Here is a 12,620-nt window from a genome sequence, read left to right as displayed (position 1 = left end):
TAAATAAATAATCTAAATAAATAATCTAAATAATACGGATTCGTATTGTCAACGGTAACGGTAGACGATACCAAACAGCGAGATGGCACACCGATAATTACCCCATGAGAAATCAACGAATTGCGAAGGAGCCGTATTTGAGAAGAGATGATTCAACACGAATTTTATTGTTCGTTTGAAGCTGGCCTGCCGGGTGCTTATTTTTCTAAGAGGTTGCGACGTGCCGAAAAAGAAGGACGAATAAAAGATTTTCCGATTTCCTGTTTACCTATCAGTACGTTCTCGGACATTGGTATTAATCAAAAAACGGGACGAACGGCTATCTCTTGGTGGGTTCAAAGGATACCCTCTTTGGATAAGCGCTATCGCGTTATTTATTACTATGAAAATTTCAACGAAGCGCTTAATCATTATGTGAAGGTACTTGAAAAAAATTAAGAAGCAGTTTTCATTTACTGTACCGGCGGCGCCATTATTTGCCGCATGATGCGAAAAAGCGTGAGTTTTTCAGTGCATGTTTAATCATTGAGAGTTATAGAACCTTATATATCCGAGCCCATAGAAAGTGTTTCTCGCATTCGTTACAAATCGGATGCCATTGAAATGGCGCGAGCCCTTATTGAGCAGTATGAATTTTATGAAACGAACTGTGAAAAAGGGTTAGCAGCGTTGCTTCGGCTTTATCGAGCTAAAGAAAATTATAAAGACAAAAGCTTTAGCGGTCCGGTAAAAGACTAGACGGCACATGGAGCGGACGCGTTTATGTAATTTTCGTAAAGTCATGTGCATTTAACGACTCAGCAATGGCGGCTACTTTACGGTTAGATACAACAATTGTGTTAAAAATGATTAATGATGTTGGTGAATTTTTAAAAAAAACTGAAAGAAAGTCTTGTTATGGTCAGTTTTCCTTGCTCAAACTCTTTGTCTTTTTGCTCGCGAAAAATGGGTCGAACGATTTGTCCAAACGACGGTAAAGGTTTTTGAAAAGCTAAAAAAATGTTAGTAGTACCGACCCCGATGGGGTTGTTGGTGTGGTTTCCGATTTCGGCGTTATATATAGACGGGTATTGGGTATTTGGTCTCGGAGCATGTATTGCTGGCGAGAGAACGGATTTTAATTGATCTTTATATGACCTATTATTTGGGTGTGGTTAATGCACAGCTACATTAAAACAATACTGAATGATGTGTTGTGGGGATCTAAATGATTAAGCTTTTGGTTTCGTTTTTAGAAACGCTATTTCGCTCATACAAAGAGCGCAGTGAAAAAACACATGACCTTAAGATTGGTAGAGATATAAGCGTGAAAGGAAATGGTATTGTCTAAGCAAATGGCGATTACTCAGTTGGAATTAGGGCAACTGATCGATAAAAATACCTGCTTATGCTATGCTATAGCTCTTTTTTAGTTTTTCCCTCACCCTTATGGTCGAGGTTTGATGGGTGCTCACGTGTCACTATGTACTATCATTATGGCAAATTTTCACGCCCTTTCAAAAAAACATGTTGGCGATGATATGTGCATTGGAAAAATTACTATTAGGATCTATAAATATTTAATTCCTATCAGGATCTGTATTAGAGATTAATTGATAACTTTGTTGATCAACTTGAGGAATGACGACAACAACTCCGAAATTCAGGTTGAGTCCAGTAAATGGCGTTGTATAATCAATACCCCCCTACTAAAGCAGATTTTAAAGGGCCTGCTAAAGAAGTTAACCCTATTAAGGCGAAGAGAGACTTTGTTTTTTTAGCGTATTAGCATTTTTATCTATATTTAGTTAGATTACTTCTAAATAATAAATTTTCCTCTCTATTAGTCAACATTACGAAAGAGTTGAAAGCCTACTTATATTTAGGAAGTAATAATGATCAAGAGTATGATGTGAGGTTTTTTGTTTCAGAGCAGGAAACGGGGATATAGAAGACAGGCCAACTAGGAACAAAAAGCCCAGATCCTACCCATCAGTTTTCTGAAAATTTAAATCCTCTTTCTGAAGAAAATCTTCTTAACGAGTCACTAAGACATCGTCGCACATTGAATCAAAACGACGAACTTTATGGTGAGCTTATCCGGTGCAAATTTAATAAGGGCAGGAATTTTATTTAATGAAGGTACGGATATTTCTTTTCTGTCAGCTAACTAAAGGTAAGACGGGTTATAGCAAAATAATAAACAGAGAATATTTGCATTGTATCGAATTCCTACGTGAAATAGAACTAACGTTTCTCATTTCTAAAAAAACAATTAAAGCTTTTGGACAAGTAATGGAAAAAGGATATTTTGAAATAGGGAAATATCTTTTGACGAAGGTGCTTTTCGAAGAAGATTTAGTCAAATTTAATTTATTTAGATATACCGCTTTATAAAGCCATTTAAAATGGTCATTTGGAATGTGTACCGTAATCTAGTAATAAACGGAAAGCAGAATCCCTTTTCTGACAAATTTCCAGTTTTGATATTAGCTGCCCGATATCATCGTACGGAGATAATTAAATATTTGATAGAAGAATTATTAAAGTTGGATTCAGACTAATCTTAACCGAGTAACGAAAATAGGGCTACAGCGCTTCATTATGCGGCGGGCAATGGTGATGCAATGGTGATTTTTAGAAAGTGTGCAAGCCTGCTATCTAAGAGCGTGGTCGCCAATTCTTTCGTTGTTTCAGGTTTGGAGGAGCACCGTTATGGAGGCCACCCGTCAGGGTCATTATTTCGTGTTAGAGGAATTATTAGGTAACAAAAAGAGTCATGTTTCTATTAATTATTCTGTTTTGAAAGTTATTAATTGGTGCATAGAAATTTGTAATTACCAAGTTATCATATTAAGAAATTCCCAAAATAATTTCTGAAGAAGAAAAAATCCAACTACGACAAGGAAAATTAGTAATATTTAGAAAATGCAAGGAGGAATGGTGGATTCTTTTTGGCGATGAAAAACGAAAAATTCATCATGAATGAATAAGGGGGGGATATAGCGATAGTTAGATAGGATGGCGAATAAAAAATTAAGTGATGAAAAATCTCAAGTGAGCTTAAGGAGTCAGGAATTGGAAGTAATTAAATTAAAAAGAATTTCTCAGCTTTTGGCAGAATAGATACACGGTACAAGGAGATACTCTCATTTGTCAGGTGGCTCAACAGGGTTGGTCATTTCGCCTGTATGCAACTTTTGGTAGAAAGCGGAGCCAATATTATGGATCGTAGACCCGATGGGACAACCACTGTTTTAGCAGCTGCAGAGAATAGGAATTTTATTTGAAACTATTAATAAAGGTGGTGATCTTCTCGCAGAAAGGGGCAATGGAATGCTCCACTTAGTAGCAGTATCTAAAAAATGGGTATGAAAAAAGTTTAAATTTTTTATTGAGCCATCCTGAGTTAAGGTTCGAAATGAGATTCATACCACATGAATCAAGGCGAGATGGTTTTACGTACTGCTTGAATCATGGGCAGGAGCGTTCTGTATTATCTGCTATAAGAATTGCTATAAGAATGAATTGCTATAAGAATGGCGTTTCTCTTTTAGAAAGAACTTTGCAGAAAGCTCAGCAAACTGGAGAGTTTCTGAAGGCAGCCCCCTAACGAAAAATTTAAGAAAAATTAGAGCAGCTGAAAAAACTAAGAATTTGTTTTATGTGGTTGCATTATTACAAATATATAATGCCACTCCAGTAGGGCGTTGCACGGAGCTGGCGCAAAAATGTCGAGAAGGGCTCCAGAGGGCGATCAAAGAATTAGGTGAGAATTCCAAGAATCAAAAGTTCCAAGAACGCTGTGAACGATTACTTGGTGATGAGAAACTTCTTTGTGTCGGGATTAGTCTGTTTCCGCCAATTTCGACTGTCTCGCCCATCTCGCCAGAAGGAACTTCCTCCTACTCCTGTTCTCGTTGCAGTTGTTCTAGTTGCTATTGTTTTACGTCTTTATCGCAGATCCATGTTTGGCGCGCATATGGCATGAATTATTGGTTGAGTCAGATATCAGAGTAAGCTAACATTACGAACTTAATAGGGCTGGGTGGCAGAGTGGTTATGCAGCGGCCTGCAAAGCCGTATACGCCGGTTCGATTCCGGCCTCAGCCTTGCTTAAAAATTAGATAGATTTCTCTGTCTATCTTTATGCCCGGGTGGCGGAATTGGTAGACGCAAGGGACTTAAAATCCCTCGGGTGGAATAACCCGTGCCGGTTCGAGTCCGGCCCCGGGCACCAGATTATATTGAGGTTCCTATGGTTCTAGATCTAAATTGATTATTTTAACAACCTTTCTAAATATTGCCGCCCACATTGTTCGTGATTCAGTTATCCAGTGTTTTGAATACACTTATGAGTTGGGTTGGAAATTATTACAGCGTTGGATAAAGTTAAATGTTGAGCCCGAAGAAGCAGAGCCTAGAACTAAGAAACATTTATTTCGATTAGTAGCTAAAAAAATGATTAACAATCCTTCTCTTTGGTTTGAATTTAATGAGACCCGCAGCCCACTTATTAACAATGAAAAAATAAAAAATATGTTTATGATATTGCCATCCAATTTTTATCAGCGGTTAAAGCTTCGCTTAAAGAATTAGAGCAAAACAATGATTGACTTAGATTTAAATTCACTAGCATTAATAAAAAAAAGGATTTTAAAGAAATACTTGCCGGATATAGATGAAAGTTTTTTATTTGCGTGAGACTGGGCGAGGGAAAACATTTTTTGATCAAGATCTTGTGGTAATAGGTGCTAAACTAATTCCCATTGAAACCATAAATGGGTTGAAATTTGAATTTTTAAACTCCAATTTGCCTATTTTAGTTGATATCGTAAACTGGAATGCTATTCTGAAGAATTTCGTGAAAAAATTGCAGGACGTTGTGTAACTTTGATTACAAAGTAAAACGCCTTCGTAACCTATAGACTAGCGCAACCAGCCAAGCCACCATACGATGACCGTTCGGTTATGTGGACTGTGTGTAGAATAACTACCGTTCAAGGGGTGGGCACTGTCAATACTGTCTAGTTCCTTGCGTAATTTTTTATAGCCTATCTTTTTAAATTTTCTCAAACAGAGCGACCATTTTTCTTCAGTGATTCTAAGTAATTTCGGATCAGCTTTTTTAGAAGAACCAGCGTCAAATGGTGGTTCAGGATCATATTCTATGATAAGTTGTAATGTTTTATTTGTTTACCTGAAATTTTGGCAGCCAATTTTAATGCCATATCAATATCGGCAGATACACCCACTGCAGTAATAATTTTTTTTCAGACTCTACGATTTGTTCTTGTATTTCAGAGACAAAGACTTCCCGAGTCATTGCTCAAATTTCATACATTTATGATATAGAAAAAAGCATATATTTTGAAACCTTAGAGCTAGTATTATAGCTGTATTAAACAAATAGTATATATACCTTGAGTGTAAGAAATTCTTACGTGACTTTTGCGTGACTAATGTACACTCGTACTTATTTATACGCATATTTTAGAGAGTCCGGGAGATATAAAAGTAAGTTGGTGAAAAACTTTTACAACGTATGTTTCATTATGATATCTTCAAAAATTATTATCTTGGCGCGTGCAATTAGCGCAGAGTTGATCCATAACTCAAGCTAAAGTGGGATAAAAAAAGAATGGATGACTTACTCACGAAATTAAATTTCATGGAAGCTATTTGTGAAACATCATTGTCTGAGTTAGTATTTAACGTTAATTAGTTTTTTAAAAAAAATTTCTTAATATACAGGGGATTATGATGGAGAAATGAATCTATAATGGTAACACTAGCTGTCATTATAGTTAGCTTACTTTTTTAATAAAAAATTGACAGATAAAGAATTATTAGTTAGCAACTGTTACGCTTTTGTCTTTGATTATTAGGGGTAGCTTTTTAATTTCTGCTCCTTTATTACTAAAAATCGGCAGTATTTTGGCAATCTTAATTATGGCTGGAATGATATTAATCTTACGGTTTGGGTGGTGGGTGGGAGTATTCGATAATATTAAGCATGTTGAATCCGAGATAAAAATAATTTTAAAAAACTGGTTAGATCCCTAAAATTGATTATTTATCAGATCTTGTACTTGGCATAGCTATATTAGCATCACGTTTTATTAAAAATTACTAATCGCGTTTTTATTGAAAGGAATTAATCTTAAAGGTAGTGCTTAGGAAAATGGTCTCGTAACATTAATTCTTTTATTTATAGGCATATATGGATTTTATAACAGGAAGGTTTTTGGAAAGGTTTTCGGAAAGTGCTAGATATGCTTATTATCCCAAGGCTTTAAAAACGTCTAGATATATTAGCGAAGAACACAATTGAGAAATACGTATTAAAACAATGAGATATGCTCAATTAATTTCAGGAATAGTTTATATTCTTTTTGTAGAGTTCTCAGCTATTCTTTTAAAGAATATTAGCAACGTAAGTGAAACAATGTCTATCAATTTAAGTAAAAAATATATCACATTTTAACTTATAAATTGATAATTGTAGCAATAAATTGATTATACTGTAAGAGGAGGCAGATTATTTGCTGAGACAATAAACAAAAAATATCCAGCAATTTGAGCTATCTCATTATGCTCCTGATTGGTATTGCTTTAATATGGCTAACCAATGTTTTCAAATTATGAGTATTGCTTCAAAAGGTTTCTCTGCATATTATAAGTCTTTAGTTAATTTTAATTTTACTTTTTTTAAATAAAAAAATAATACAATTTAATTTTTTTATACGTTTTTCTTTTAGTATTTGTGCTTCTTATTTTATTTTTAGGTATACCTTTTAGCATATATTAGAACTTAAATTTCTTTTTGATATCTAAATTATTTTTGGTATTAATTATTGTAGAAGATGTAATTGCAGTTAGAAAGTAAAAAAATCATTTTAGCTCATCTTAAATTGAGCTCAAAAAGAGCTAAATTAAAGAATCAAGATAAGCTAGTATTTCTAGGCTTAAAAATAATTGAGCTATTTATGGGGTTAGCGGAGTGATCTTTTATCTCGCGATCAATATTCTTAATAATTATAAAGTCCTTAATATGGATTTTAAAAACAACAATGATTTTTCTTTAGGATACTTTTCAGAAAACTAATTAAACTCTTTAAATCCTGTTGGTGGACTTATTCACTAATTTGACTTCAATAGCTACTTTTATGTCCTAAAATAAAGTCTACCTCAAATTCCGGTTGGTACGCCAATAGGTGATATCAAAATTTTTTAGTAATTTAATTTATGAAAATATGCCTTCAGATAAAGTCGAGGATTAGTATTCAAATAATCAGAAAAAATAGGAAAGAGTTATTCAAATTTAAATACCACAAAAATTTTAGGTACTAAATTTTTCTTGGCTTTTAAATATGAAAAGTTTTCCATTTTTTTAAATAAGCTAATAGATGTAGCAAAGTTCGCCAAATGGGCGATAACTAATATTCTACATATGGAGGGTGTAAGTATATACATTTCGTTCAATAATTTTGTCTTTTCAAGTTTTCCAAGTTTCGTGGTGAGAATTCTTTTGGTAATTTTGAGATTTCACGGCACAGTTCCTTAAATAGTTTTATATCTTTCAAAAGATAGCATAAAATAGAAAATTTTTATTTCCCACTCTCTACCTTTAATGTTGCTCTAATAGAGAAATTTTATTATAAAATTTTATTATATTTTTAATTCAATAAATGAAATAATAAATGAAATAATCAAACTAAAGGATAACTAAAGATGAAAAATAACTCGATAATGCCTTTCTAGAAAAATTGGCCATGAGGTAAATCGTGAACTTGGTCTGATTATAAATTGCCATTTTTCATTTTGACGTTGGTGGGATGGTACTGCTGTTTCAAACAGCTTCAGCCATCAGGAAAAAGGATTTTTAAGTTGGTTAACTGGAGATATTTATCAAAATATTGTTCATCAGAGCGGATTATAAAAAATTTTTGTTCTATATGCGGTTCTAATTTAGTGAGTATATGGGAGCATAAGCTGGATTATATGGGATTATCTATTGATAAATTCGAACAAGAACTCGATAATTGACCATCAATGAATATAAGCGTCTTGGTATGAAATTACCGGACGGACCACATCAATATAATGAATGGCTAACAAATTGGCCTAGCTCGACATGTAAGAAAGGAGACTTGTCGTTGCAGCCTAAGTGAACTCATTAGGAGAGATCTAGAGCAGGGACTTAATGTCTTCTAAAAGATAAGACATTAAGTCCGTTTTAAGTAAGTATTTAAAAGTTTTCTGATGCTATCCAACTTTTGAAAATCGCCTCTACTTGTTTCTCTTCGTCAGACATTTCTCGATACTTAATTTCTAAAAAGTGTAATGGATGTTTGTAAAGAGTTTTAGAGCCCACTTTAGACCTACTAGAGAGATAGAGAAAATCTAGATATTCTTCTAATATTTTCTCTATTGTTTTTATTTCATTAAAAGGTTTTAAGAAACTAACGCTTAAGATAGAAATGATAGGCTGTTTGATTTGAGAATGAATATAAATTTTAGCGACTGAATTTTATTAAAAATCTGATAATCTTTTGCATCTTTAGATATTATTTTTTAAAATTTTAAATAATGTTCCAATAGTTAAATACATTACCGATAAATTAAAGGTGGGTTCAATGTAGTAAAATATAGTAAAATATAAAAGATAATCCATATTTTTTGGCTCAATATAAAATTTAACAAGTTCGCGTAACAATTTTACATAAAGCATAATTGGTAGATCCATTTGTAGAAACTAGAAATATCATTTTACCTTATCTTTTTCTTTCAGGTAATGCTCATGTTTGGTAATAAGCCTATATATTATATTGAGAGTAGCGTTTAAAAAAAGTGACTAAATGCTTTTTATCAAACCAAAAAGACTTCTAGTCCAGAATAATACTATCATTCTTGTGATAAAATAATATTTCAAATTCTTTTCTTTAAGCTCTTCTAAAGAAAAAATGGGATAAGCTTCTTAATGTTTTTAATGAAAAATTATTTTAAATAATTTTTATAACGTTTGTTAAGTTGGTAAAATAATCAGAAACCATTTTTTTATATGAAAAAGATTTGTTCTCAGATAAATTAATAAGATTTTTTTGATACAGTTATTCAAAAAAAGTAGTTAGCAATTCCTAACTTGATCTGCTTCTTTTTTATTCCCTTTCGTATAATGAGATAGGATAACTATTTCCCAAAAAATAATCGACTATAAAATGGAGGTTTATTAAATAAAGATATTTTGGCAAGAGTTTGTTTTATATTTTTTTCGTTTAGATCTCTTCTTTGTTTTGATTGAGATCTACATTATTTTTAGTAATATTTAAAATTGTTTTTTCTTTTTAAACCCTGTTTCAGATAGGGTGGAGACTTTCTTTTTTTACCTTTTGACGGATTAAATTTACCTAAATGATGAAAAATTTCTTTTATTTTTTTTCTAGTTTTCTTGGTTTCTGGATATTGGTCAGTAATGTTATAAAATCAAGCAGAAAATTTTAAATAATTATAAGCCTTTTTCAATAAATTTTTCTTTTTGTAATTTTTAATTTCTTCTTTTTCTGACTCCTCGATTAAGTCTTGTTCAAAATTATATTAATAATTCAATTTAATTTTATTAGCTTCTTTTTTCAAAGAGTGATAAAATTTTTTAATTTGCTCTAAAATATCTTTATAATAAAATAAAAAATTTAAAAAATTAAAATCTTAAAAAATTCTTTCGATTTTTTAAGATTTTATAGTGGTATAAAAGTTATTAGATTCTACATAGAAATCTTATAACGACGTTGTTATTTCTTATAACTTTAAAATCATTTTTTGAGAATTTTGCTTCATTAATTGGAATTTCGGTAAGATATTTTTCTTTAGTTTGGAGTATCTCTAGCCATACTTCAAGAAAATATGGGTTAAGAATATCACTAATTATTCCCTTTTTCCGATTTATTTGAATGAGTTTATAAATATTTTTATATCTTTCCCGACGTTTTTGAATCCTTCTCATCCCCCTTTGTCTTTTTTTTGAGCTGAATTATACTCATCATTTGTAGCTTCTAGAGCCTAATATAGGTTAATTTCAAGTTGTGTAGTTAATCTTTTTGTTAATTTCATTTTTTATTTTCCTCAGAATGTATTTATTCCGGTGCATTGTAATAATTCTAATTTAAAATTATTAAGAAAATTTTTCTCTGGATGATATTTGGAAAAATTAAAAAGATTAACAAAAGAGTTTAAAGGCGAATTACATTTACCTTGTTAGAAAAAATAGCTGAGGTTGTAAATTATTAATAGTTATTGAGGATGGTAAGCCACAACGGGAGCAAAAAAATTAACATAAATTAAAAGATATCCCAACATCAGACCGAAGAAGCCAAACAAAAAAAGAATTTTGTTCAGATGTTTTTCTATTAAGCTTTTTGAAGCATTCACAAAGATTACTCAAAAAAGTCTAACAACTAACATGAAAATGAAAAGGCTGATAATAGTGACTCCAATTTGCCAGTTTGGTTCAAAACTGTTATTTTGCATGAACGCTAGAGAGTCAAAAATGATGGGAAGAACACCACCCATAATATAACCGACTCATTGTATATTATATATTATTCTTGATTCTTGCCATATTTTTGGCATCGTTCATGTTAACCAGAATTCTCAGGGACAAAATAATAGAAACTAAACGGAAGCAGTGAGCAAAAATAAGATATGAGAATTTTTTAATCTCCATTTGTCTTTAGGTGTTGTCTCCAGACGATATTAACAATATATTATGGCAGAAAAAAGTACCCTATATGGCAGAAAAAGTACCCTACCAGATAAAAAATTGGTTAAATAATGAACTATGGAAGTTGCGATGATTGATAAGAAAAACATGAAACTTTGTAATTCTTTGAAAAAAATGCTGAAGTTTTCCTTATTTGGCCTGAGCATCTTAAGTGCCCTTACTTTAGTAGGCTGTCGTACGATGATGACTGGCATTCTGAGTCCTACAGGGGTAATAACCTACGAAGAAAAGCAGTTATTTTTTGATTCACTTGCCTTGATGTTAATCGTAGTCATACCCGTTTTCATCATGAGCTTTACTTTTATTGTTCGTTACCGCGCCAGTCATAAAACTTCAGATTATCAGCCGAATTGGGGCCATAGCGTTTTGTTAGAAGCGATATGGTGGGGCATTCCAATGGCCATTATTTTTGTTCTGGGCATTATAACGTGGACGATGAGCCACAAATTGGATCCTTATCGCCCTATAATAATAAAAGGGGCAGGGAAACCGATGGTGATACAGGCGGTAGCTTTGCCCTGGAAATGGCTCTTCATTTATCCAGAACAAAATATTGCTACAGTCAACTATTTAGAGATTGCTAGGAGTAAGCAGGTTGAATTTATGTTCACTAACGATAACGTTCCAATGAGCGCTTTTTTTATTCCGCAGTTAGGAAGCCAAATTTATACCATGGCCGGAATGCGGACACGCTTGCATTTAATTGCTTCAAGAGATGGAACTTATGAAGGGCTTGATAGCCAATATAATGGAGATGGATTTTCGGATATGTATTTTGATGTGAAAGTGGTGGAACCGAATGAATTGCAACGTTGGTTTGCTGAAGTTAAGCGGTCGGGTGAGAAATTAACCCCACCCATGTACCAAAAGCTTATTCAACCTTCTATCAAAGAACCTGTGCATTATTATTCGTCAGTAGTATCTAATTTATTTTCACAGATAATGATAAAGTATATGCAAACAACTGGAATGTCCACTCAGCGCGAACATAAAGAGTCTCATTATTAATTTTTTAATAAAAGGATCAATGATGTTAAGAGAACTTTTTTTAGGTAAATTGACACTTGATGCTATCCCTCTTCATACCCCGATTATTATGGGCGCTGGCATTTTCATGGCTGTGTTTTTTTTTGGAGTTTTAGCGTTTATCACGATTACTAAAAAATGGTCTTACATCTGGCATGAATGGGTAACTTCCGTAGATCACAAAAAAATTGGCATTATGTATGTTCTCTTGGCCGGTGTCATGTTGCTGCGGGGGTTTTCTGATGTTGTATTGATGCGTTCGCAGCAAGCTATAGCAGCAGGTGCGAATATTGGTTTCTTACCTCCCGAACATTATGATCAAATTTTTACGGCCCACGGTGTTATTATGATTTTCTTTGTGGCCATGCCATTAGTATTTGGTCTTGCCAATATTGCTTTGCCACTACAAATCGGTGCCAGGGACGTCGCTTTCCCTTATCTTAATTCCTTCAGCTTTTGGATGACTTTTGTTGGGGCGATGTTATGTAACATTTCTCTCGTTGTAGGCGATTTTGCAGGAACAGGTTGGTTGGCTTACCCTCCACTTTCTGAATTGTATTATAGCCCCACAGTGGGCGTGGATTATTTTATTTGGTCGTTACAGATTGCGGGCGTAGGGAGCTTCTGGGGGGTGTTAATTTCATTGCAACTGTGATTAAGATGCGCGCTCCGGGCATGACTTTCATGAAGATGCCTATTTTCGTTTGGACGACATTTAGTTCAATGATTCTAATTGCTCTTGCATTTCCCATTTTAACTGTTAGTTTGGCCTTGTTAACACTCGATCGGCTTTTAGGAATGCATTTCTTCAGCCAGTACGCTGGTGGCAATATGA

6 protein-coding genes, 2 tRNA genes and 2 pseudogenes are annotated in these 12,620 nt (G+C 33.2%); all 10 read left to right on the top strand.

From position 1 onward, the window contains the following. The first annotated feature begins 147 nt into the window (after window positions 1-147). Entirely contained in the window at window positions 148-438 is a 291-nt protein-coding gene (locus tag B1F79_RS00360; protein ID WP_251365538.1) for a hypothetical protein, read from the top strand. Window positions 439-525: 87 nt separating this feature from the next. Beyond that, on the top strand, window positions 526-738 hold the full coding sequence (locus B1F79_RS00355; RefSeq protein WP_251365537.1) for a hypothetical protein: 213 nt from the start codon (window positions 526-528) through the stop codon (window positions 736-738). A gap of 65 nt (window positions 739-803) precedes the next feature. After that, complete coding sequence (locus B1F79_RS00350; RefSeq protein ID WP_251365536.1) at window positions 804-977, top strand: hypothetical protein; 174 nt, start codon at window positions 804-806, stop codon at window positions 975-977. A gap of 3,044 nt (window positions 978-4,021) precedes the next feature. Further along, window positions 4,022-4,092: transfer RNA gene (locus B1F79_RS00345), tRNA-Cys, on the top strand. 38 nt (window positions 4,093-4,130) lie between these two features. Beyond that, window positions 4,131-4,219 (top strand) — tRNA-Leu (locus B1F79_RS00340). A gap of 34 nt (window positions 4,220-4,253) precedes the next feature. Continuing rightward, a pseudogene (locus B1F79_RS00335) lies at window positions 4,254-4,595 on the top strand (nucleotidyltransferase substrate binding protein). Window positions 4,596-4,660: 65 nt separating this feature from the next. Continuing rightward, window positions 4,661-4,870: a hypothetical protein gene (locus B1F79_RS00330; RefSeq protein ID WP_251365534.1), complete on the top strand. Its 210-nt coding sequence runs from the start codon at window positions 4,661-4,663 to the stop codon at window positions 4,868-4,870. A gap of 1,446 nt (window positions 4,871-6,316) precedes the next feature. After that, window positions 6,317-6,466, top strand: coding sequence for an Aq_097 family APC-type transporter (locus tag B1F79_RS07215; protein WP_504739175.1), 150 nt, complete (start codon window positions 6,317-6,319; stop codon window positions 6,464-6,466). Window positions 6,467-10,828: 4,362 nt separating this feature from the next. Beyond that, a complete protein-coding gene (locus B1F79_RS00325) occupies window positions 10,829-11,767 on the top strand; it encodes a COX aromatic rich motif-containing protein (protein WP_251365533.1) in 939 nt (312 codons plus the stop codon). A 22-nt stretch (window positions 11,768-11,789) separates the two neighbouring features. Next, window positions 11,790-12,620, top strand: a pseudogene (locus B1F79_RS00320) (cbb3-type cytochrome c oxidase subunit I); the annotation flags it as partial.

The organism is Coxiella-like endosymbiont of Rhipicephalus sanguineus, from assembly GCF_018687865.1.
This window is presented reverse-complemented; position numbering and strand designations above follow the sequence as displayed.

Excerpts from the sequence above, each read along its gene's own strand:
- B1F79_RS00360 (WP_251365538.1), top strand. The coding sequence starts at position 148 with ATGATTCAACACGAATTTTATTGTTCGTTTGAAGCTGGCCTGCCGGGT.
- B1F79_RS00350 (WP_251365536.1), top strand. The coding sequence starts at position 804 with ATGGCGGCTACTTTACGGTTAGATACAACAATTGTGTTAAAAATGATT.
- B1F79_RS00330 (WP_251365534.1), top strand. The coding sequence starts at position 4,661 with ATGAAAGTTTTTTATTTGCGTGAGACTGGGCGAGGGAAAACATTTTTT.
- B1F79_RS00325 (WP_251365533.1), top strand. The coding sequence starts at position 10,829 with ATGATTGATAAGAAAAACATGAAACTTTGTAATTCTTTGAAAAAAATG.